Origin of the sequence: Paenibacillus sp. FSL M8-0228 (assembly GCF_038007385.1) — a bacterium.
Taxonomy (GTDB): domain Bacteria; phylum Bacillota; class Bacilli; order Paenibacillales; family Paenibacillaceae; genus Paenibacillus; species Paenibacillus polymyxa_D.
Map to the genome: position 1 here is coordinate 1,049,321 of NZ_JBBOXA010000001.1, position 24,190 is coordinate 1,073,510.

Here is a 24,190-nt window from a genome sequence, read left to right on the forward strand (position 1 = left end):
AAAAGCGACAGGTAGGAAGGAGCCAAGTGTGTTATTTTGGTAGTATGATATGAAGATCGTAAATAACGTTGTAAGGAACGATCCAAGGAGGATACAACGATGGCACCTAAAGTGGTATATAGTATTACAGATTTAATAGGAGATACACCTTGTGTAAGGCTCCAACGGCTCACAGGGCCGCAGGATGCGGAAGTGTATGTGAAGCTGGAGTATTTTAATCCAAGCGGCAGTGTTAAAGACCGGGCGGCGGGCAACCTGATTGCCGAAGCGGAAAAGGCAGGACATCTAAAGCCGGGAGGCACCATTATTGAACCGACAAGTGGCAACACGGGAATTGGCCTTGCGATGAATGCGGCAGCCCGAGGTTACCGTGCGATTTTGGTGATGCCCTCGAATATGACGAAGGAACGGGTCAACATTTTAAAAGCCTACGGGGCTGAGGTCGTACTGACACCAGCAGAAGAACGGATGCCAGGAGCAATTCGCAAGGCACTTGAACTGGGGGCTGAAATTGATGGGAGCTTTATCCCGCATCAATTTGAAAATGAGGCAAACCCCGATATTCACCGTACAACCACAGCACTTGAAATTTTGGAACAGACGGAAGGGAAACTGGATGTGTTCGTCGCTTCTTCGGGAACGGGCGGTACCATTACGGGAACGGGTGAAGTGCTGCGTCAGCATTTGCCAGATCTGCGGATTGTTGTAGTTGAGCCGAAGGGCTCGCCAGTACTATCTGGGGGAAAACCCGGTCCACATAAGCTAGTTGGAACGAGCCCGGGCTTTGTTCCCACCGTACTGAATACGGAAGTGTATGACGAAATCGTGCAGGTTTCGGATGAGGATGCGATTGCAATGACACGGGCGATTGCTGCCCAGGAAGGGATTCTGGTGGGCCCCTCTAGCGGAGCTACGATATGGACGGCGATTCAGGAAGCTCGGCGTTTGGGAGCAGGCAAACGGGTACTTTGCATTGCCCCGGATACCGGAGAGCGATATCTGAGCATGGGGATATTCGGATAAGAAGATGTGGATTGGGACCAAAGTGATTCGACTCATTTATATGTAGTATGATCCAGCCTCATTAAGTGAAGTAACAAAAGTGAATTGGCGATATGGCAATCAAGAATACACAAGTATAACAAGATGACTCCTGGAGCGCCTACTTCTTCACTAGCCTATTATAGCTCGACCTTGAAATATTATCTTTGAAAGAATAAAGGATGATGGGAGCGATATAGTAGATTCTTTTTCAATGGAGGAACATAGACATTGAATACATCCTTTTCATAATTCATAGGTTAATTTCACTCCTGACAATTAATAAGCCACAATCCATAAGGTTGTGGCTTATTAATTGTCGATTATAGCTTATATTCGTGAGAATTTTAAAAGTCTCACGGTTCATGCTCCGTTCTTCGATCTTATTTGTCTCTTCAGGATCCTCTTGAAAAACCCAAATAATCAGAGAAGGAAACACCGAGCCTACTATCCATTTCAGCAAGAGCTGCCTCAAACGGGTCAACTTATTAGTTGACTGCTTAAATGGTTGTGGAAAATAGTATAATGTACGCTGACATTTTTTGGCTTCTCTAATATTCGTGCAGCGATTATACCCAATTCAAGCTATTTATCAAAAATATGCAGCGGCTACGCAAGTGGGTTGATCGGTTGTCCACGTATCGATTGTGACCACTCGCACACCATCAGGCCACAACTCTTCCGAACGCACCTATAGAGGTTAAATGGACTGAACAGCAAACGATCGCTCGCTGCCTCACTTTTCATATTTTTGGCGGCTAGTACGTTTCCACTAAAGACTTCGCGCAAGACGTACAATTTTTCATTGCCTTTTTCCGGCTGGACTCCACCCATAGACAAGAGAACGTCACCGTTTTGTTCCGTCGTTTCGGCCAGTATCGTACGAATATGGTCATCGAGATGCAGCAAAAAGAGCTTGATATCGCTCAACAGATTTTGGGTACTTGTTGGGATGCCTGTAGTGCGTCAGTCAGTTCCTTTACAGTCATGTCCTGTTTGAATCGCAGTTCGTCCACAAGAGCCAGCACATCGTAGCCATAGGACGAGCGCTTCATGCTAAGCATCTCTTCTTCAGCCGATTTATACGAGACACCTGTATAAGAACATATCGGATTCTTGCAAGCATACGCCATGCTCTAAGCGTCAATCGTTTCGCTCTGTGTCGGTATTTTTTTATGCCATGCCGCATGGGCAGCAAAATGACTGCAATTTAGGAGGTTTGGAATACCTTTCAGGAATAAAGTATAAAAAACGGGAGAATTAGATATATTCTTTATTCATCGACAGCAAGATATGACATACGGTCACTCACAATAAACGTGATTTAGGGGTACCACTGAAATCATGTTTATTATAATCTAATTCAGAGAGGAAGAGGAAAATGAAAGTAGATCAAATGTTTGACCTTGATTTAAGAAAGAGCTATGAGGCCAGTGAGCTTAGCCCACAAGCTTCAATCATCAAAACAACCATTAAGGTATCCAAAGCAGTATGTAAAACTCTTACCTGTATCTGTACCGGTTCTTGTTCCAATTGTAAATAATTCATAAGCGATTCGTAAGTCAGGGGTAGTGAAATAGGCTACCCCTACTTACATTATGGAGATTGCATGATAAAACCTAATATATACAATTGGCATGTAGCCCGGCTGACCGATCATTTTAGTTGTGGTGCAACTGTTGGTCAGCCGCTTACTATCCTGTTTATTGATACAGGCGTCGATAAATCCCACTCAGAGATCCAAGGTAATCTAGTTGAGGCAGAATGCAAGTCATTTGTACCTTATGAGCCTTGTCTAAGCGATTACGTCGGGCATGGTACACAAATGGTTAGCTCTGTTACCGGCAAATATATATTGAAGGGGATATGCCCTTTCGCTCGGGTTGTTGTCTACAAAATTACGGACAAAAAAGGAATAAGCAAGCTTGAATGGTTGTATAGAGCGCTGGAAGAGGGTATTGCTAAAGGATATCCAATTATCAACGTCAGCTATCGTACAGAATATGAGGTCGACTTATTCGAGTTCAATAGGTTTCAGGCTTTGGTTGACTGCGCCAATGCGCAAGGCATATGGGTAGTCTGTTCCGCAGGAAACGATGGACGCGATATTACGCAGGAGTACAGAGTACCTGCGAATTTAAAGGGAGTATACCCAATTGGATCAACTAATAAGAACGGGGATATCTCCGGGTTCAGCAATACGCTCAACGATCAATTTTTTGCGCCGAGTGGTGATGAGTATGAAATCAATTACAACAATGATTGGGTAATGGTTGCCAAATCGAGCTTCGACACAGAGGATTACTTATATGAAGTGCTGGGATTTGACAAAGCATACACAGTGGGTATCGGTACGAGTATTGCCAGCGCCTTATTCAGCGGAGTTGTTGCCTCTCTTAGCGGAGAGCTTATCGCGCAGGGGATGAATGCCGGACGCACAGAAATGGAGTGTCTGCTCCGTCAAGGCGCGAGACTGATTGATGTTCAGCGGAATTATTATGAAGTAAGCCTTGCCGGTTCAATTCGTGCTTTAAGACAGATGAGAGGTTGATTGCATGTTGGAGAACTTTGAAATCTCGGAAAATTACATGTACCGGAAAACGTTGCTTGGCATGGAGTATTATACGCAGATATTTGATCATGAACAACTAGATGATGATGAATACCTTGACAGACTTGTACGGTTCGTTCAGCAGCAGGGGTTGATAGATTCCATTTATGTCTCCAGCCCCTCGACCTACGCTGCACTGCAAAGCCTGGAACAAGGCAGAACATTGAAGTCCAAAAAAAAGCGGAATCTTATCCTAAGTCTAAGCAAGTTCATTTCGCGGGCAATTTGTAGACCAACACCGTTTGGACTGTTCGCGGGAGTAGGCATTTCCCGATTTGGAAAAACGGGAGGCGCCGGGGAACATGTCGTCTGGGCAACTCCGGATTATAGCCTAATTTACCGCTTAATAGGGCTTTTCCATGGGGATACGGATGTCCGCAATGAATTGAGACTGAGTGTAAATAACACCTCTTACATTGACCATCACAGGCTCGTCATCTCTTATCAGACTCTGTTTGCAGCAGATCAGGAGGAACGAAGCACTGAAAATATATCTATTCTCAAAACCCCGGTCATAGATTTCATCATGAAGATCCTTGATAAAGAGCAGCAGACTTTTCTGCAGCTTATGCAAGCTATAAAAGACGCCTTCGGCGTGGATGACACGATCAGCACAGATTTTTTGCAGCAATTGATAGAACAAGGCTTTTTGGTAAGTGAGATGATTCCCAATCCTCGGGATAGCGCTCCTCTGGCGCATCTGATACGTACACTAAAGCTGCTTGCTACTCCCAAGGCAGCATATTACTCAGATATTTTGGAGAGAGTTGGACAAGCCATTCAGGACATTACAGTTGCTGCGGTCAAACGCGAAGGCATTGAGGCTGTCCGAAAACTAGTCCAGCTTATCCTTCCCGATTATCAGGGCGACTTGGTCAAAATAGACGTAAGACTGAATCAGGTAAATGAAATTCTATTGTCGGACAGCGATAGGCAATCGTTGGCCCAAATAGCTTCAATATTGAGCATGCTTTCTACGTACAGGAAAGAGGATACACTTTCCGACTATCGTCAGCAATTTACTGAGAAGTACGGAGTATATGAAGAAGTGCCCTTATTGCAGTTGTTCAGTAAAACCTTGGGGCTCGGCAAACCTGAAGAGTACAAGAGCCACTACCAGAACGGAGATAAGTACAGGCACAAGGATGAAGGCAGGTTCCGACAGCTTAAGGCGCTAATTGCGGAGTGGCAGACCGAAGCGCTTGTCAATCATTCGGATATCGTGCTTGACGAGGTCAAAATCCAACAGCTGTCTGAATTGAGTCTGGAGAATGTCCATGTCTCGTTCGATTTGTATTATTCCTGCATGGAGAATGAGCAAGGTGAAGTTACGTTTTATTTAAACAACAGAGCCGGATCATTGGAAGCGTGTCAGAGCTTCGGAAGATTTGCCTACATGTTTGACAAGGATAGCCGTGATGAAATCTTCAATTTTGTCAGGAACCCGAAGGATCAGAAAGCAGGGGAGAGCGCCGCTGAAATCTCATTTTACCCATTCAGTCCCAAAATAACTAATATTATGACGGCAGGCCCGACACCAGACCAATCTATGGATATGGCCACGTTTCCCGAGAATCGGAAATTAGATGTTTCCCAGCTGCTGGTAGGGGTGGAGGATTCGGGATACTTTTATCTGAAGCACAGGGAAACAGGCGAACTGGTATTTCCCAAACTCAGCAGCATGTACAATACAGAGCTGGCGCCTTATCTGATCCGGTTTCTGAATGATATTAATCTGCAGTATCAGACCGGATGGTCCCATCTGGAGGAGTATCTCTATGATTCTTCTTTTACACCGAGAGTAACCTATAAAAATATCATCATCTGCCCCAAAAAATGGACATTATATGCGGATAAACAGCTCCAGAGCGAAGAACAGTTTCTGTCCTTTCTGGAGGATTGGATCATAAAGTATAACATTCCGCGATATGTATATTTGGTGGAGCTGGACAATAAGCTGTTGCTGGATTTGGATCGCCATCATCATCGAAAGCTTTTGCACAAAGAATATACCCGGAATCCGGAAGGCAAGGCGGCCGTTATTATGGAAACGGAGAAAGAATTGTTCGCTTCCGCTAACCGATATATGGAGGAGTGCGTATTTTTTTGCAAAAGCCCGATGTTTCAGTACTTGCCGATAGACAGATTGTCTGCACAGGCTACCGATAAAAGCTTAAATAAAGTGCTGAGTTCTTCGGTGAATGCCGTTTATTATCCAGGTTCGGATTGGATATCCCTGCAGGTATATTACAATCAGGAAATGCTAACCGATTTGCTGGGCAGTGCATTTAAGACATTCATGGACAATAGCGCCGAGTACTTCATTGACCAGGTTTTTTTTGTCCAGTATGCAGATAAGGAGCCGCATATCAGGCTAAGGTGCAAAATGTCGGGAAGCGTAGAGCATCAGCGTTTCACGGCCTTGAACTATGTTTTTGATTTCCTGAATACTGTAACCTCGTCCGGATTGGTTAGTTCCTATTCGGTTGTTCCTTACCGGCCTGAAATTTTGCGGTATGGCGGCGCAGCCTTCATTGAACAAGCGGAGAGGTTATTTGCTATCGATTCTTATCTAGTTTCAGGCTATTATGCAGGCAAGAGGTCAATTAATGCAACCGATCAGATGTTATTTTGCTGTACCGGACTTTTTGAGGTTGTGAACTGCGCGTATCCGCTGGCAGAAGATCAATTGAAGGCTATGGCTGCGATTATTGATCCAAAGAAATTCAGACAGGAGTATCGGGAACACAAAGAAGCGCTATTCCAAAGAATTCAACAGACCCGTTCCATATCCTTGCCAGCAAGCGATACAGGCGACAGGTTGCGGCAATACGCTGCATATTTCACGGCTATCCGGGAAGCTGACGACAGAACCAATTATTACGATGATATTATGTTCAGCATCATGCACATGTTCTGCAACAGAGTGTTCGGCCTGGACCGGGAAAAGGAAGAGCTTGCCCTACACCTGTGCTACTACAGTTTGGAAGATTATTTACAGGTAAGCAAATACCATGTTGCTTATTGAGGAGGAGCTTATGGCGGTCAAACAAGTCCCGGGAAATTTATCTGAAATAGTCAGGCAAAGCGCAGAAATTTACAAAGATATAGATACTGTAACCCTGCTAATCAAGAAGCACGCCATGCATGATTACCCTGAAATGGAGCTGATATCATTGGCTTCAGGATATCCCGGGATCAGCCTTCTTCTGGATAAACTAGATGAAGTCTACCCGGGGGAAGGGTGGGATGCGCTTGCTTTCAAGTACAATCAGGAGATTGTGCGCTTAATCGGCAATATACCGTTCCATTCATTGTCACTGTATACCGGATTGGCAGGTGTTATTTATCTGTTCAACGAGTGTTCAAGAGGTTCAACAAGATATACGAATGTGCTCTCACAGACGCTGGATATGTTTCTTAGCAGCTATGGGGAATTCTATGAGGAGACAAGGGGGAAATTGGAAGACTCCTTGATTGAGGATAGCGACTTGGATTTGATTTCAGGATGGACGGGGATTGCAGCTGCATTAATGGAGGTTAAGGAACGCCAAGACAGATACGCTGGGAAGCTGGATGCGGTGCTCCTTAAGATCCTTCAACTGATTACGGATGCTGTAGGCAAGCTGAGACATTTCGGGGAACTTCCCGAACAGACCATTTACTATAATCTTGGCATGGCGCACGGAATTACAGGAGCCATTAATTTGCTGGCTGTTGCACATCTCCGCCGCTACCCGTTAACAGGATTGAGAGAAGTACTGGAAGTTGCCAAGACTTTTCTACTCGGAAATATCAGAGAGTGGAACGGCACCCTTGTCATACCTAATATGTTCACACCGGATGAATCCGCAGAGACTAGTCGGAATCCAGGTTATCACAGAGATGCATGGTGTTACGGCACACCGGGAGCTTCTGTGGCTATGTTCCGGCTGGGATTGGCCCTGGAGGACAAAGCGCTGCAGCAGCAGGCTCTGCAATTGTTCAATACCGTCTACTCCAGACCAGATTCGCTAAGAAAGGTAATTTCACCGACGATCTGTCACGGCTATGCAGGCTTGCTCCTGATTCAGCACCATTTCAGCCGTACGGCAGCCATACCGTTCAAGAATGATTTTTTGCATCGTATGTTATCATACCGGAATACTCAAGAGGCAGTACCCTTTACAGACCTTGAGGGAAGAGTTGATGATCCGTTATCTCTCGATAAAGTAGGGCTGCTCGATGGATGTGCAGGTGTATTGCTGACACTGCTGACCTGTGATAATGAGAACTTGAGTACATGGAAGCAGATGCTGGTATTTAGCTAAAAGGAGGAGACGGTAATGTTCATTTTATTAAAAGAAATTATTACAGTCATGGTGGGACTGATTACCGATTTTCTCTCTTTTCAACTGGATGCATATTTTTATATTTGGTTTCTGGTCCTGTTTATTTCAAGCTTGGCAGCGACCCTGGTTCAACGAAGCGAAGGGACTATTACCTACAGCACAGCCGAATGTGTCGGAATAAATGTGCTAGTTGTCGTATTATACCTAGTAATCGGTACAATTTTGGCCAGATACTTTGCAAGTTTTGAGGATCAGCAGATTGTTGCTGGAGATAAGATTATGCTGTATAAAATTTCTTTTATGCTTACATCCGCTGTAATTATAGTGGATATTATACTAGATAGGTTGAAGAGAGGGCGGAAATTCTCCTACTCTTTGGAGTTTCTTGCCGGAAGCGCCGTGTGCTTCTTACTGTTCCAATTAAGCAACCAAACGGACTGGATAGGAACCAAGCTGTCGCTCTCCTATATTGTCATGGTAGCGATAGCCGCAGGTGTCTATACAATGGCAATGAAGTTTTTGCTAGAATACGAAAATCACAAAGAGAAATAGGTGATTAAGCCATAATGGAATTGAATATGGAGAGCACGGCATATAAAAAGATTGGTGAAGAAAAACAAACGGCCCATTCCTTGCTGGAGTTAATCAAAATTGCGAGATGGCCCAAGCTTGCGCTTGCTTGGAGCATCGTATTTACACTGATTTCCGCCGCTTTTTCATTAGTATTGCCGATCATTACAGGCAAGCTTGTCGATAAGATCTCAGCTATGGAGCTGACGATCCAGACCGCAGCTGTGCTTATTTCGCTGTTTCTGGCCGGAGGGATTTTAAACGCCGTGTCTTCTCTGCTCCTCAGATATGTGGGGAGCAAGTTTTTTCAGGAACTGCGACTGAAAATTTGGGAAAAAATTATCCATTTGCCGGTTAATTATTTTGATAACAACGAGAACGGCAAAATCATCAGCAGAATGACGAACGACCTTGCTATTGTAAGTAATTTTCTGGCTATCACTCTGCCTTCTATTCTGGCTGATGTCCTGATGGTCACTGGTTGCATCATCATGTTATTTGTGTTGGATTGGAGATTAATGAGTGTACTCGTTGCTCTGATTCCTATAACGGCGCTACTAATCTATCCCATTGGAAGAAGGATGAATAGAGTAGCGATTGAGGCACAGGATGCAGCCGCAGATTTTTCCGGTGAGTTATCCAAAATTCTCTATAACATCAGATTCATTAAAGCGACGACGTCGGAAAAGCTTGAAATGAAATATACTCGGGAGATACTTGGACGTATCTTTCGCTTGAACATCAAAGAGGGAATATTGTCAGCTGTCATTGAGCCGATTGTAACAATTATCATCATGCTAGCTTTGGTAGGAATGTTTTGGTATGGAAGCGCCGGCATTGCCGCTGGACATATCACTACAGGTACTTTGGTATCCATGATCTTTTATTTGTTTACAATGGTTTCGCCTCTGACCCAGCTCAGCAGTTTTTTCTCGCAGTATCAGAAGGCCAAGGGAGCAAGTAAGGAAATTTATACTATATATAACCAGCAGGATGAGAAGCAAGAAAAGTTAGGCAGTGTGCCGGACATGAAAAGTCATGATCAGAATTCGGATATCCTGCATTTTGCCAATGTTTCTTTCTCGTACAACCAGGGCCAACCGGTATTATCCAACGTGGAGTTAACCTTCAGAGGCGGTACCACTACAGCGATCGTAGGGCCTTCCGGCTCGGGAAAAACAACAATATTTTCTTTAATAGAGAAATTTTACTCAGAATATAATGGAGAAATCTATTACAATAATGTATATTTGGATAAGATTAGGACGGAAGAATGGCGTCGCAAAATATCCTATGTTATGCAGGATAGTGACTTACTGGTAGGATCAGTGAGAGACAATCTGGTATATGGCCTAAACAGAGACGCGGATGACCATGAGATTTATGCGGCTCTTGATACAGTAGGCTTGAAGGAGGTAATTTATCAATTACCGGATGGTTTGGATACCTTTGTTGGAGAAAGGGGAGTCAAATTATCGGGGGGACAGAAGCAGCGAATCCAGATTGCCAGATGCTTGCTTTCAGACCATGAGATTCTGCTGTTTGATGAAGCTACCGCCAATCTGGATAGCGAGTCAGAGCAGCTTGTACATGATGTAATCAAGCTTCTCTCCAAGAATAAAATGACCATTGTTATCGCTCATCGTTTGTCAACCATCTACAAAGCGGACCAGATAATCTTTTTGGATAAAGGAGAAGTAACGGGGGTAGGCACGCATCACGAATTAATGAGTTGGCATGATAAATATCGTGATTATGTTCAATTCCAGCTTCCTACACAATTAAGTTAGGGAGGGGCGGTGGCGTTGTATCATCAATTGTCAACGTGGATCATTGATAAATACTTTCAAGACGAAGAATTGGAAGCGGAGAAGCGTGCTTATGTGCTTTATTATCTAGAGAACATACTGGCTGGCACAGAAAAAATACTTCTTGTATTGGTCAGTGCCTGTTTGCTCGGTGTATTAGCCGAAACGGCTGCGATGCTGCTTTCCTATACAGTGGTCCGGCGAAAGTCCTTTGGCTGGCATGCTCGCAAGTCGCATCATTGCACCTGGGTCAGTCTACTGACCTTTGTGTTTCTTCCCTGGCTCTTAAAGGAAGTAGAATGGAACCGCTTTTTTTTGGCGACGCTCTGTCTGCTTTCTATCATTCTGATTGCCAGATACGCTCCGGCCGATACGGAGTGCAATCCATTGGTAGATCCGAAGTTAAGAAGAGCATGCAGATTACAAGCTATCTTTTTAAGTATAGTGTTTGTTTTCGTGGCCATCGCACTAGATTTTTATCCTTGGTTAATATTCGGGCTGTTTCTTGAAGCAGTCGTCATCACACCAGTATTCTATTCCATAATGAGAAGGAGTTATGCTAATTATGAACAATATCAAGAATATTAAAGAACACAGAAACAACCATACCCAGAGACTCAAGGCTAAGCTACTGGAGCATATGAGTAAAAGAGGTGAAGGAGGAGGGATTTGTTTCGGGTTGTTCTATGAACCAGTCAACCCAAAAGTTTGGAAATTGAACAAAAAATGATTACATCCGGCATTTATTTTTTGCAATACACCAGCTATCTTGTAATATATCATATGGTCAGCGGCAATGGTCTAAGCGTTTTCCGTATGAATTATAAGCTGCTGCTGTTTTTAGTCATGTATTATTTTATCGGAATAACAGCTCTGAATAACTTCGGACTGATTGTTTACCTATTTCTATTTGTGCTACTGGCATTATACGGGTGGTTGACCGACAAATATGAATCCTTGTGGGTCATAGGCTTCTACGCCATCCTTACCATCTTTATTACGACACTGCTGGGTTATTTCATAACGGTAATCAGCTATGCGGTTCCTTATGAATATAAAAACAAATGGACGGCGCCCTTCCTAACCGCTTGTTCACCTCCGCTGATCTACTTGGCGCTCCGAAAGCTTGTGTCTTATTTGTTTCCTACTCCGGCGGTCAGGCTTTTGAAGCTATATCGGATTAAGCTTATCGTCGGAGCTTCTTTAATCTTAGTCTTGGGGATCATCGGACTCGGACTCATTATCTATTCGGAGTGTGAAAGCAACAATCCGTATCCAAGCAGATTAAAGATTGTGTTGATGCTGATCGGCTTGACCTCCATCTTCCTGATGACGATCAATTGGCTGTATCGCTTCCTGCGTGAACGTGAGCTAGAGAAGAACAAGACGGAACAATACCTGCAGCTGGAGGCTTATATTATGGAGATTGAAAAAATGTACGAAGACATCCGCGGCTTCAGACATGACTATACCAATATCCTGTTAATGCTGGACGAGGGGATCAGAACTGGGGATTTGTCGATGATCAAGCGGATATATGAGAGTTCTATCCAACCTACTGCTTCACAGTTGAACGGATATTCCTATAGTCTGGATAACCTGATTAATCTGGACGTGAGTGAGCTCAAGAGTATTATTACATCCAAGGTGCTGGTGGCAAAGAAGCGTGGAGTTGACGTAAAACTGGAAATTGATAGCGGTATCAGTGAAATGTATATGGATATTATAGACCTTTGCAGAGTAATCTCTTGTTTCCTGGACAATGCAATCGATGCGGCATTAGAGACCTGCAATCCGTCCATAAATATTGTACTGATCCATGAAGACGATATTCAGACGGTGACGATACGAAACTCTTATAATCATTCTGCACTTGACGGGATTAAGGTGAATGATCTCTACAAACGGAACTTTTCAACGAAAGCGGACAATCGGGGTCTTGGCTTGTACAATATAGCAAAGGTGCTGCGCAGCAACAAGTATGTAACTTTGGATACCAAAAAGGAACCGGATTTTTTCACGCAAACATTAATTATAAAGAGAGCGACATCATGAATATTTTTATCCTGGAAGATCAGTTTATCCAGCAGCGCATAATGGAAAAGATGGTCCGTAAAAGCTGCGAGGAACTTGGCATCTGCTGCAGCAATCTCATTGTCACCAGTAAGCCGGATCTCCTGCTTTTTGAATCTAAAGCTTGTGCGAATAACTTGTATTTCCTTGATATTGAAATCTCGGGTTGCCAGATGAAGGGACTGGAAGTTGCCCAAGAAATCAGAAAATATGATATGTATGGGCATATTGTCTTTGTAACTACCCACGGTCATCTGTCTCCGCTTACCTTCCAATACAAGGTAGCAGCTCTTGATTTCATTATCAAGGATGCTACTCAGGATGAAATGGAAAAAAAGGTAAGAGACGTTCTTGCTGTTGCCCATCAAAGAAAGCCTGTGTTGGATGTCGATGATTGGTTTATACTCGACAATAAATTTACGAAATTTCAAATTTCCTTCTCCAGCATTTATTACTTTGAAACAACCGGTGTTCCCCACAAAATCCGTCTGGTTTCCGAAAACAGAACTCTTGAGTTTTACGGCGATCTGAAAGATATTGAGGCTAAGGACCCCAGGTTGTTCCGGTGTCATCGGGCATTTATCGTAAACCTGATGAAGGTGGAATCTATAGATAAGAGCAAGAAGGAGATCATTTTTCAAACCAATCAGAATTCCGGAGAAGCAAGGCGCATTATTCCCGTTTCCCGCCAATTGTTGAAGCACCTCTTAGATAAGATGGGAGACCGGAGCCTCCTGAACAGACCTGTTTACGAATAGAATAGATATGGAGGGCATAGTCCTTCGGGAAGAAAAGGGGAGGAATATGGAACAAAGATTATCCGTTCAAGCAGAGGTGAAGGGCATTGATGCCACCAGTTTAAAATTAATTGCAGTATTAGCAATGCTAATTGATCATATTGGAGGGCTATTTTTTGCCGATTTTTTGGGCTTTCAGGTGGTAGGCAGAATTACATTGCCTATCATGGCTTTTTTTGTAGCCGAAGGATATATCCATACCAGAAGCTTCAAAAAATATACAATACGCCTTGCTCTAACCGGGCTAGCCAGTGTGGTGCCTTACGGATTGGTATTTAAAGATTGGTATACTTCGGGAAACATCATGCTAACGTTGTTGATGGGCCTACTGGCAATATGGTTCTATGACAACACGACCAATCCTGTACTTAAATACTTGGCGATTTCGGCTCTTTGCGTAGTCTCTTTTTTGGGAGACTGGAGTGTAATTGGAGTGTTACTGGTTCTAGCTTTCTATGTCGCTCGCAAACAACAGAAGATTTACAACGGATGGATTATTGCAATAATTGCGCTTATGTTCATTTTCGGAGTCATCATTATATGGGCTGTTCCCGATTCGCTCAGCATCATGGGCATCAACGCCAGCACAATGAACGAATATCTTTATCCGTTTGCGATCGGCGGGGCCTGTATTTTTGCACTCCCTCTGCTATCCCGATATAATGGAGAGAGGGGAAAAGGCCCACGAACCTTTTTCTATTTGTTTTATCCGCTGCATTTGCTCGCGCTTTATCTGCTGAAGTTGGCTATTGATTATTACATATAAGAAGGGCTGTCTAATAAGTAACTAAAATAAAAAAATTGGACGGGAAACGACATGTTTTCCGTCTATTTTTTTATATAGTGCGATCGGTATGAATGATAACTTGGCGGTGAAAGTCCGCCAATATACGCAAAAATACCTTGCTTGGCCTCGTCCCGGATTTCATAACGATTAAGGTGAATCAGTTCTTTCTTCAGTATGCTGTGGAAGGACTGAACTCAATACAAGCATTGTCGAACACGACCGTAAGTAAGTGGTAAAATAGGTGTGTGATAGCGGTCCCACGGACTCTTCATATGTGGATGAAGCAGGGAATATTTTGAAGGTTGAAGGAGGAGCAGCATGAAGATTATGCCTTTACAGAAACGTGGAATCTCCGATAGTCGGCTGGCGCTTGGTTGTATGCCTTTTGGTGGAGAATGGAGCCATGCACCGTTTACGCAGGAGCATGTCGTTGAAGCGGAGAGAGCTGTAGAAGCTGCACGATCCATTGGGATTACGATGTTCGATCATGCGGATATTTATCGTATGGGGAAAGCGGAAGAGATTTTCGGTCAGATTTTAAAGGGACAGCCGGGCTTGCGTGAGCAAATCGTAATTCAGTCCAAATGTGGTATTTTTCTGCCAGATGGTACGCTCCCGGGCCGTTTTGATTTCTCATATGCTCATATTATGGAGTCCGTGGATGGGATCCTGAAGCGTCTGGGTACGGAATATTTGGACATCTTGCTGCTGCATCGCCCCGATCCGCTGGTAGAGCCGGAAGAAGTAGCGAAAGCGTTCAGTGAGCTCAAGGCATCCGGCAAAGTAAGGCATTTTGGCGTCTCTAATATGAATGTAAGCCAAATTCGTTTTCTGGAGCGGAGCCTGACGGAGCCGCTGATCGCTAATCAACTGGAGATGAGCCTGGCACATCTGCATTTTGTAGATCAGACCGTACATGTGAACCAGCAGGCGGGGACGAATGTACATTTTGGTGAAGGGTTGCTAGAATATTGCCAAACCGAGGATATTCAGCTCCAAGCCTGGGGACCGCTGGCGCAGGGACGTTTTAGCGGAGGTTCTTTGGAAGGGGCGCCTGAGCATGTCGTTAAGACGGCAGAGCTGGTGCAGAAGCTGGCTTCTGAAAAGGAAACGACACGTGAAGCGATCGTCCTTGGCTGGCTTATGAAGCATCCAGCACGGATTCAGCCTGTCATTGGCAGCGCCAATCCTGAACGAATCAAAGCATGTCAGGATGCGGAACGCCAGAGCGAGCTGATGACCCGTGAGGAATGGTATGAATTGTACGTCAGTGCGCGCGGACAAGCCTTGCCATAACTCGTTTAAAAGCCCTTTCCCTCGTCTCATTAACAGACGGAGGGAGGGGCTATTTACATGGATGTATCTCATATTTGCCTCAGTAGCTATTCCTCTTCGTAGCGTGCAAGGGCCTTGGCTGTTGTCTCCTTCATTCGTGAGATCAGCCGGGAGCCTTGGACGACCTTGACACGTTTGCCCAGGAAACGGATTTTGGATAACACATATTCACATTCGTCTGCCTGGAAAGTGAGTGTAATACGATAGGTATCTGCTTCCTGAACATATTCGACCTCTTTTTCAAAGCAGGAAAAAGCATATAAAATACGAGACATTTCACCGTTATATACAGGAACAATTTCGATGATGCCCTGTTCCTTGCGCGACTCCAGTATACCGAGTATACGTTGGGTGAATTTATCGGCCTCTTCGGGTAGAAGCTCATCTTCCGTGATGTTCACGATATTAGATAGCTTGGTAGACATGAGCGCGCGGTGTCTGCGATTATACCACAGCAGGCTCCATTCTTTTTTGACCATGGAAAACTCCAGCTTATATGGAAAACCGGACATTCGCTCATGCAAGCGTCCGTTGCGCAGTTTGTAGGTCACACAGATGCCAGAACGGGATCGCAGAATGGAACGCAATTCACGCAAGAGTGGATGGTATACCGAGACAGCAGGGATACCTGCCTTTTCCCGCAAACTTCCATCGGCCTCCAGCGGCTCGTCGTCTGCAAGTAATTGCCGAAGCTTATCAAGTGTAGCCGGGGTAAAACCCTCTGTCGCTGCCGAGTCTGCAAGCATAGATTTGAGCCAAATTCTTTCCTGTGATGTGGTAGCAAAAGCGCCCGATTCATCCAGCCGTGAGACGATCTGGTAGTTAAATATTTTCTCGAACAGGCTCATAATAGGCTTGCAGCTCCTTCCATTCCTGTCTGAATTCCTTCCGTAGCCGCTGAGGCTCCAATACCTCACAGCTTGATCCGAAGCTGCGAATCCACGGTTTAATCTCAGTGATTCCATTCACTGTGATTTCATAGATAAAGGATTCACTTTCCTCCTCCGCGATCGTACCCCATTGTCCCTGTGACAGCACACGTTCCCGAATAAAGTTGCGCTTCGCGCCCTCAGGATTGAAAAAACGTACCCGCACCTTCACAGGACGACCCGTATCAACAAGCCAGCTGTACCGCATTTTTTCTTCCAACACCGCTAGCAGATCGGCATGAAACTGCTCTGGTACAGGCTTGCCCTCCACCAATTGAGTCATGCCCTCCATACGAAACTTCATGATTCCTTTACCGCCTACATGACCCAGAATATACCAACGTCCATATTGATGATCATAGATGACTTGTAGGGGCAGAATGGTGTGTTCACGGCCGTCGGTCTCTTTTTCAAACAGCGGGTTTGTGTTTTGTGACCCGTACATGCTTCGTTTGGATGTCGAAAAATATAAAAAAGTTACACAGCGGCGTTGCCGAATGGCGTGTAGAAGCGGATGAATATGGGCTTCGTCCAGAATGCGTGAATAATAGTGGTATTTATATAAAAAAGGTTCGGCCATCTCCCGATCTCCGAGCTGACGGCGCATGGCTTTTTTAAGATGATCTCGCAGCAGATATCCCTGTACAGAGGGGAGCTGGGTGTTGGCCATAATGTCTACAAAATCATATAAGTCCAGCAGCTCCTCGTCCGTCAGTTCTGTCACCAGATCGTTGCGGACAGCATAGCGGTAAGGTCTGCCGCCGGGTTCCTTGCGAACGACGCCGACTTCAACCAGATATTTCAGATCGGAACGAATCGTTTTCTCATCCGGTAGTGAACTGTCGGAAGGCAGCCCGTTGCAGCAAGCATCCAATAGTTCCATGGTGGTCATAGGCTGTGACTGTAGCGCTGTCAGCAGAAGGGATAAGCGGACGCTTTCCGATTCCTTGAGCGATTTGGCCCGAAACAGAAATAACAATAATGGATCAGCCGATTCGTAATAATTAAAGCGCAGCATCTCATTAAAATCATGTCCGTGTTCCGCAGGCAACTGCTGTTGTACCGATTGGACAATTTCCTTGAGACGCCGGATTGTTTTATCAAAGGTATGTACCGAAATGCCCAGTCTATCTGCGAATTGCTGCCGATTATAGGCGCCGCTTGTTAATGTGAGCATACGCAGGAATTGAATTTCTTTATCAAAACTTTCTCTCGCCATGATGCATTCCCCGTTTCTGTTGCCGTTCTCCGAAAGCAAGTATCCCTTTATTCTAACAGGGAAGGGATGCAGGAAAAAGGGAAATTATTCATCTTTGTAATACTTTCACCATGTTCACGACTTCCAAAATAAAGCATCATAGGAGTATAAGATAGCACGATGAAATAAGAAGCAATACATAACAGAAGGGTGATGCAACATGTTTGGACGACGCAAAAATGAAGTGTTATATCCATGGGTAGGTAAGCTTTCGATTTATGAAACGATTAAGCAGGGACTGGACCCTCAGGGCAGGCTTACGGATGATCATTTACCAGATGATGAAGAATATTGGGCAGGTCACACGATGCGTTGGGTGGCAGGAGGATTGGATGGAGCATTTGGGCATCATGGCGCTGGTGGAGATGGAGAGACTGACAAAATTAAGGATCTGGCGCAGTTGTTGTCCAGACAATGCCGCAAGCCAGGGATGAAGACGAGACGTGAGACGTATGTACGCTTGATGGAGGAAAATGCGCTCAGCCTGATTGATACGCTGCTAGATGCGGTGCGCGAGCATCCAGCAATTCAGCCGGATCGATTGTATGAGGAAGCACGTTGGCTGGCTGAACACGGAGCACATCGCAATGTGGTGAAGGTCGGTATTGCGCTGCTTGGATTACTGGAGACGGATCAGCACCACGAACTTATTTTAACACTAGCCAAGCATGATGAATTCACGCTATATGCAGCTGTAGCTATCCGTAATATTTCGGAGCAGGCCAACGAACAATTGTATAATTTAGCCTCACAGGTACATGGCTGGGGACGTATTCACGTAGTAGAACGGCTGGAGCCTGCGCGGCAGGAAATACGTGACTGGTTATTAAGGGAAGGATTCCGCAACAATGTCATGTATGAGTATCTTGCTTATGAGTGTGCTCATAAAGGCGAACTGCATACAGCCATCGCTGTACCGCACATTGATCAGGAGTTGTTTGACGGGGCGGGTGATATTCTATCGGCTTTGCTGGCAGCAGGCGGACCTGCGGAAAGTATAGACGATTATGAGCATGCCACTATGGTCATAGGCAACTACCTTCGCCATGCTAAGACCATGTGTACGACTGTGAAGCATTTTACGATCATCATGGATACTGCGGATTTTCTCGATGAAGAAGACGATTCATGGGAGGCACGTTATGAGCATGAATGGACGCCGGAATTACGTAAACGTTACGCGTCAATATGCCAGCAGATGATGGACGATCCGCAGTGGGTGAAGCCAGTAGAGCAGGAACTGCAGTATGCAGATTCACCGCATCTCCACTGCGCCATTCGCGTAGCTCGAATGCTAGCACTAGATGTATGGCCCGTGCTATTTGATCAATTAAGTAAATATCCAGTCAAGCCTAATCTATACTTTGAACTCATCAAGACAGAGGATGAACAGCGGGCTCGTAAGCTGGTGGCTTTTGCAGAAAAGCACTTGCCTCTGGAAGAAATTTCTTCTGGTCCTGCTGATGTGCCGGGCTTTGGACCGGAGTATGAAGCGCATCAATGTCTGGGTATTTTGCTTCAGCTATTGTCTTCTTACGAAGGAATGGGACAAGAGCTAGTTGCTGCCGGACTTTGGAGTCCGGTGATCTCCAATCGTCATGCAGCACTTCATGTACTCAAGGAATGGCCTTCTGAGATGTGGGGAGAGGAAACGACAGAGCGTCTTCGCCGCTTATCGATAGATGAAACGGAGGAGTCGATTAGAGAACAGATTCGGGAAATACTTTAATGATAAGGGAGGGAACAACATGACGGATGTGAAGCATGGGCAGGGTTTCATTCAACCGGAAATGCGTGAGACGATTTTGCGTGAGCTGCGCGCGTTGGAGCAAGCGGAGCAGGTGCGCATTGTATACGCCTGTGAATCAGGTAGTCGGGCGTGGGGGTTTCCTTCACAGGACAGTGACTATGATGTACGATTTATCTATGTAAGACCCATAGAATGGTATTTATCTATTTTTGATAAGCGGGATGTGATTGAACGGCCAATCAGCGATTTGCTGGATATAAACGGCTGGGATTTAAAAAAGGCGCTCCAATTGTTTCGCAAATCCAATCCGCCTTTGCTGGAATGGCTGCAATCTCCGATTTCCTATCTGGAGCAATATGCAGTGGCTGATCAGATTCGTGCGATCTCGCCGTTAACCTTCTCTCCGAAGTCCTGCATGTACCATTATCTGAATATGGCGCGGGGAAATTATCGGGATTATTTGCAGGGAGAACAGGTGAAGATTAAAAAGTATTTTTACGTGCTGCGCCCGTTGCTGGCCTGTAGCTGGATTGAACGTCACAACAGCATGCCTCCAATGGAATTCGTAGAATTGCTAGAGGAACTCATTCCGGCACATACCGAACTTTATCAGGTGATCGAACATTTGCTTGATCGTAAAAAAGCGGGCGAGGAGCTGGATGTGGAGCCACAGCTTTCGGTGGTGAATGATTTTATCGAGCAGCAAATTGCTTACTTTGAACAGAAGGCGCCGTTGCTTCAGCATATGGAGGGCGGACGGGATCAGCAGTTGGATGATATGTTCCGCGCTGCGGTGAATGAAGTATGGGAAGTATAAGCTGGGAAGGAGAAGTAGAGTATGCACATCACGCTAAAAGCAACCGGAAACAATGCTGGGATGATTTCGCATTTGCTTGCCAAAAATCCCTACAATACGTATGATCGCACGGAAAAGGGTGCGCGTGTACGCATGGTGTACACCGTGTTTACCGAGGAAGAGGCAGAAATCGTCATTCAGGCTTCGCCAGATTCGATAGATTTGGTCAAAAACAGTCCAGATAGCTATGATATTACACAATATATTAATGACCGGGAGTTTGTAACCAGTAGCTTATTTTGCACCTATATTCGTGGCTCGCTTGGTACGGCACTGAACGGCAAACCCAAAGAAGAGTATGCAGGATGGGTGACGCATCCTTTCGCGCTGGAGTTATCGTTTGGGCCCGTTGCTTCAGATTTGCCGGATTCTGTGGTGGAGGGACTATTTGCTCCGCTGGGCTATCAAGTAGTCATAGAACGAGGGAAAGCGGATTATTCTTTTCAACTGAAAAATCGAAGCACCGTCAGGTATGTCACGCTAAGTGGGCATCAGACGGTGCAACATGCGTTGCGTCAGTTATTGCTGTTGATTCCGGTGCTAGATAATTATAAGCACTATTACATTAGTGAAGAAGAGTTTGACAAGCTGAGACGCTATGGTGAGGGCTGGTTGCCAGAGCATCCACTACGCGAGCTTATCATTCGACGCACGCTTCGTTTTACCAATCTGATTGAGCAATTTGAGCAATCAGATTATGATGAAATAGGTATTAAAAAATATATTGAAAAGGATACTGTCCAAGCTCAAAAGGATAAGCACGAACAGATTCAACAGCCAGAACAGCCACATGAGGAAGGGAAGCAACAGCCTACAGTACGGCTAAATGAGCTGCGGTATCAAGCTATTATGGACGTAATTCGCAAGCTGCCTCGCAGACAGAAAATCGTAGATTTGGGTTCAGGGGAAGGGAAGCTATCGGCTCGGATGGCCCGAATGACGGGCGTTGAAGAGATTTGGGCGGTGGAGCCGTCTGCGTATGCACAGTTGAGAGCCGTGGAGCGTTTTAACAAACTGGAAAGGCATGCCGATGCGATCAGTCCTACACCCATGATGGGCTCTCTCTTTTATTATGATGAACAATTGCGGGGAAAAGATGTGATGATCCTATGTGAGGTCATTGAGCATGTGGATGAGCATCGTCTGAACCGGGTGATGAAGACGATTGTAACGGAGTATCAGCCGGGCGTGCTGATCGTGACGACTCCCAATCGTGAATATAATGAAGTGTATCGTATGAATCAGCAAGAGATGCGGCATGGCGATCACCGTTTTGAATGGAGTAGAAGCGAGTTTCAGGAACGATGTGAGCAGTGGATTGTGGAAGCTCCTTATTCGGTAGCGCTGAAGGGGATCGGAGAAGAGGTCGAAGGCTTTGGACAACCGACCCAAATGGCTATATTTACGCGCAGAAAGGAGCAGAAGGAAGCATGAGCAATTCATCCAAACGTACGATTCATTTACCGCATGCTGGACTGGTTGTGTTGGTGGGGGCCTCCAACAGTGGGAAAACCACATTATTAGACAAGCTGGTGAGCGAAGGGATTCTGCTGGAGACAGAAGTGGTATCCTCGGATCATTTTCGCAAGCTGGTCGGAGATACGGAATTTATAGACTGGAGTGGACTTCCAAGACTGGAATCGGACGTACTGTTCTATGAGTATCAGCAAATGTCAGCCAAGGCGTTTGAGGCGATGGATACGATTCTGGCTATGCGCTGTCGCTTGAATAAGCTGACGGTTGTGGATGCCACCCATTTGTATGCTGAGGACCGTCAAAAATATGTACAGTTGGCAGCCAAGGCGCATGTTCCTGTAATGGCTTTGGTACTGGATGTATCCGAAGCTGTGCTGCTGGAACGTGATTTAGGCAGGGAGCATCCGCGTGGCCGCCAACGGGTCAAGCAGCAGGCACAGCTGTTAAAGCGGAACCTGCGTGGGATCCGTGAGGAAGGCTTTAACGCTTGCTATATCCTTAAGGATATAGAAGAAATGAATTTTGTTCGCCGTGCGCAGCCACTGTTTCATGAGATTGGCTCAGGTATTGACATCATTGGTGATATCCATGGGTGCTACCGTGAGATGCTGGAAGTGATAGAGCGGCTAGGATATACGGAAGATACGGAAGGACTATACCATCATCCAGATGGCAGAAGACTGGTATCTGTCGGGGATGTGATGAGCCGTGGCCCCAAATCGTTACAAGCGGTGCAGTTCTGGAAAAAGCACGTGGATGCTGGACTAGCGTATATGATTGACAGCAATCATGGCTGGAAAATCGGCCGTTACCTTGATGGAAGAAAGGTGACTCTCAGTCATGGGGATGAACGATTTGCAGAGGAACTGGCCCAGTATGAACAAAAAGCGGGCAAGGCAGCGGCGGAACAGCTTAGAAGCGAGTTAAGGGACTTTCTGCTACATGCACCCTCACATCTTATTTTTGGCAGGAATGGATTGCGACACGTGGTCGTGGCTCATGCGGGGATTAAGGATCATTTTATCGGCAAACAGTCGGCACGTATTTCTGATTATTGCCGTTATGGAGATACGGAAGGACAGGATGCAGACGGAAAACCAATCCGCAAAGATTGGTTCGTAGACCATGAATCGGGAGAAATAGTAGTATGGGGACATGATCCTAGACCGCAGCCTACCCTTGTGAATCAGACGGTGAATATTGATCAGGGTGTGGTATTTGGCGGTATGCTAACCGCTTATCGTTTTCCGGAAAAGGAATTTGTCAGCGTTCCGGCACATGAGAATTATGCGAATGATCCCGATAGCCCACTTGTCCGGTGGCAGAGAAAACGGTTTTCCCCGCCGAATTTACGCAAGCTCATCGCTGGTTACAGTGTACTGACGGAATCGTATGGCGAAGTGCGCGTTCAAGGAGAATCGGTCAAAACCGCTATAGATGCCGTGTCACATGTGACAGTACCGATAGAGGAACTGGTGTATATTCCACCGACCATGAGTCCTGCTCCAGCGGTGTCTGCAGAGGAAGGTTATCTGGAGCATCCGCGTGAAGCGCTGGCTTATTATCGCGGGCAAGGGGTACAAACGATGGTGGCCGAGAAAAAACATATGGGTAGCCGGGCTATTTTGCTATTATTCAAAAACGAACAGGCCGCTGTCGAGTATGTAGGCTACCCGACATTGGGCACGATCTACAGTCGGAGCGGGAGAGCTTTCTTTGAACAAAGCCTTGGGAAGCAAGTGCTGGAAAAGCTGAATGTGGATCTACGGACTGCCGGATATTTTGAACGGAACCAGACGGATTTTGTGTTGCTGGATGCGGAAATTGTACCGTGGAATCTCAAGGCTCGGGAATTGATTGCTGCACAGTATGCGCATGTGGGTGAAGCAGCTCTGCTGGATCGCAGTAAGCTGGTAGACAAGCTGAAGCAGGCGAAGGTTGCGGGCCGAGAGGTTGGAGACTGGTTGGAGGAAATGGAACAGAAGTACGCGAATGCCGTGACGTTTCAAGAGGCTTTTCAAAAATATTGCTGGGATGTGGACGGTCTGGATGAGATTCGTATCGCACCGTTTCATACGCTGGCACACAGCGGAAAGACTTTTTTTGACCATTCTCATATTTGGCATATGGAGCAAAACCGGGAGCTGGCTGGGCTGTCTTCCCTGTTTATGGAGACAGAGTATCGCGTGATCACGGACGAAGCAAGCGAGGAAGAGGTCATTCGTTGGTGGAACGAGATGACAGAGGATGGTCATGAGGGGATTGTGATCAAGCCGGAACGCTTTTTGATGAAAAATCGGGACAAGATGATTCAGCCTGCAATCAAGGTGAGAGGCCGGAAGTATTTGCACATCATTTACGGTATGGATTATCTTGCCCCTGAGAATTTAAAGCGTCTGAAGCAGCGTCGAACGAACAAAAAGGAGCGTCATGCCCTGATGGAAGGAGCGCTTGGTATGGAAGGCGTGGAACGTTTTGTCCGCAAGGATACGGTAGATCGTATTCATGAATGCGTCCTTGCCGCACTATCTCTGGAATCAGAGCCGATTGATCCAAGATTGTAGTTTG

19 protein-coding genes are annotated in these 24,190 nt (G+C 45.7%); 16 read left to right on the forward strand and 3 right to left on the reverse strand.

What is annotated here, in order from left to right; all coding sequences use genetic code 11:
* The first annotated feature begins 99 nt into the window (after nt 1–99).
* On the forward strand, nt 100–1,023 hold the full coding sequence (gene cysK, locus MKY98_RS04810) for a cysteine synthase A (RefSeq protein WP_069012911.1): 924 nt from the start codon (nt 100–102) through the stop codon (nt 1,021–1,023).
* A 944-nt stretch (nt 1,024–1,967) separates the two neighbouring features.
* On the opposite strand, the gene MKY98_RS04815 is transcribed toward cysK, so the two are convergent.
* Nucleotides 1,968–2,096, reverse strand: coding sequence for a hypothetical protein (locus MKY98_RS04815; RefSeq protein ID WP_256026159.1), 129 nt, complete (start codon nt 2,094–2,096; stop codon nt 1,968–1,970).
* A 326-nt stretch (nt 2,097–2,422) separates the two neighbouring features.
* Here MKY98_RS04815 and MKY98_RS04820 point away from each other — a divergent pair, with 326 nt between their 5' ends.
* The 11 genes from MKY98_RS04820 (at nt 2,423) to MKY98_RS04870 (ending at nt 15,314) form a co-directional block, all read left to right on the forward strand.
* Nucleotides 2,423–2,584 (forward strand): epilancin family lantibiotic, encoded by a 162-nt coding sequence (locus MKY98_RS04820; protein WP_080561132.1) that lies wholly within the window; start codon nt 2,423–2,425, stop codon nt 2,582–2,584.
* Between the two features lie 66 nt (nt 2,585–2,650).
* Nucleotides 2,651–3,592 carry a S8 family serine peptidase gene (locus MKY98_RS04825; RefSeq protein WP_209018268.1) on the forward strand — a complete coding sequence of 314 codons (942 nt, stop codon included), beginning with the start codon at nt 2,651–2,653 and terminating at the stop codon, nt 3,590–3,592.
* 4 nt (nt 3,593–3,596) lie between these two features.
* Nucleotides 3,597–6,680 carry a lantibiotic dehydratase gene (locus MKY98_RS04830; RefSeq protein WP_069012912.1) on the forward strand — a complete coding sequence of 1,028 codons (3,084 nt, stop codon included), beginning with the start codon at nt 3,597–3,599 and terminating at the stop codon, nt 6,678–6,680.
* 10 nt (nt 6,681–6,690) lie between these two features.
* Complete coding sequence (locus tag MKY98_RS04835; RefSeq protein ID WP_069012940.1) at nt 6,691–7,962, forward strand: lanthionine synthetase C family protein; 1,272 nt, start codon at nt 6,691–6,693, stop codon at nt 7,960–7,962.
* 15 nt (nt 7,963–7,977) lie between these two features.
* Nucleotides 7,978–8,535 (forward strand): DUF5823 family protein, encoded by a 558-nt coding sequence (locus tag MKY98_RS04840; RefSeq protein WP_016819877.1) that lies wholly within the window; start codon nt 7,978–7,980, stop codon nt 8,533–8,535.
* Nucleotides 8,536–8,549: 14 nt separating this feature from the next.
* Nucleotides 8,550–10,343 carry an ABC transporter ATP-binding protein gene (locus tag MKY98_RS04845; RefSeq protein WP_081317629.1) on the forward strand — a complete coding sequence of 598 codons (1,794 nt, stop codon included), beginning with the start codon at nt 8,550–8,552 and terminating at the stop codon, nt 10,341–10,343.
* A 9-nt stretch (nt 10,344–10,352) separates the two neighbouring features.
* Nucleotides 10,353–10,949, forward strand: coding sequence for an accessory gene regulator AgrB (locus MKY98_RS04850; RefSeq protein WP_256026160.1), 597 nt, complete (start codon nt 10,353–10,355; stop codon nt 10,947–10,949).
* 228 nt (nt 10,950–11,177) lie between these two features.
* Nucleotides 11,178–12,416 carry a sensor histidine kinase gene (locus tag MKY98_RS04855; protein ID WP_230585094.1) on the forward strand — a complete coding sequence of 413 codons (1,239 nt, stop codon included), beginning with the start codon at nt 11,178–11,180 and terminating at the stop codon, nt 12,414–12,416.
* Complete coding sequence (locus tag MKY98_RS04860; protein ID WP_029517599.1) at nt 12,413–13,192, forward strand: LytR/AlgR family response regulator transcription factor; 780 nt, start codon at nt 12,413–12,415, stop codon at nt 13,190–13,192. Before MKY98_RS04855 ends, MKY98_RS04860 begins: the two co-directional genes overlap by 4 nt.
* 46 nt (nt 13,193–13,238) lie before the next feature.
* A complete protein-coding gene (locus MKY98_RS04865; RefSeq protein ID WP_029517598.1) occupies nt 13,239–13,997 on the forward strand; it encodes a TraX family protein in 759 nt (252 codons plus the stop codon).
* Between the two features lie 339 nt (nt 13,998–14,336).
* The gene (locus tag MKY98_RS04870) at nt 14,337–15,314 is read left to right on the forward strand and encodes an aldo/keto reductase (protein WP_039272461.1); all 978 of its coding nucleotides are present in this window, start codon (nt 14,337–14,339) and stop codon (nt 15,312–15,314) included.
* 86 nt (nt 15,315–15,400) lie between these two features.
* Here the strand turns inward: MKY98_RS04870 and MKY98_RS04875 are convergent, their stop codons facing one another.
* Nucleotides 15,401–16,201: a WYL domain-containing protein gene (locus MKY98_RS04875; RefSeq protein WP_029517596.1), complete on the reverse strand. Its 801-nt coding sequence runs from the start codon at nt 16,199–16,201 to the stop codon at nt 15,401–15,403.
* Nucleotides 16,176–17,501 (reverse strand): helix-turn-helix transcriptional regulator, encoded by a 1,326-nt coding sequence (locus tag MKY98_RS04880; protein ID WP_029517595.1) that lies wholly within the window; start codon nt 17,499–17,501, stop codon nt 16,176–16,178. Before MKY98_RS04880 ends, MKY98_RS04875 begins: the two co-directional genes overlap by 26 nt.
* A gap of 199 nt (nt 17,502–17,700) precedes the next feature.
* Here MKY98_RS04880 and MKY98_RS04885 point away from each other — a divergent pair, with 199 nt between their 5' ends.
* The 4 genes from MKY98_RS04885 to MKY98_RS04900 are packed head-to-tail and all read left to right on the forward strand — an operon-like array spanning nt 17,701 to nt 24,186.
* Complete coding sequence (locus MKY98_RS04885; protein WP_069012914.1) at nt 17,701–19,269, forward strand: limonene hydroxylase; 1,569 nt, start codon at nt 17,701–17,703, stop codon at nt 19,267–19,269.
* A 19-nt stretch (nt 19,270–19,288) separates the two neighbouring features.
* On the forward strand, nt 19,289–20,107 hold the full coding sequence (locus tag MKY98_RS04890) for a nucleotidyltransferase domain-containing protein (protein ID WP_069012915.1): 819 nt from the start codon (nt 19,289–19,291) through the stop codon (nt 20,105–20,107).
* Between the two features lie 21 nt (nt 20,108–20,128).
* Nucleotides 20,129–21,580, forward strand: coding sequence for a 3' terminal RNA ribose 2'-O-methyltransferase Hen1 (locus MKY98_RS04895; RefSeq protein ID WP_069012916.1), 1,452 nt, complete (start codon nt 20,129–20,131; stop codon nt 21,578–21,580).
* Nucleotides 21,577–24,186 carry a polynucleotide kinase-phosphatase gene (locus MKY98_RS04900; protein WP_029517591.1) on the forward strand — a complete coding sequence of 870 codons (2,610 nt, stop codon included), beginning with the start codon at nt 21,577–21,579 and terminating at the stop codon, nt 24,184–24,186. The genes MKY98_RS04895 and MKY98_RS04900 overlap by 4 nt, the downstream gene beginning before the upstream one ends.
* The last annotated feature ends 4 nt before the right edge of the window (nt 24,187–24,190 follow it).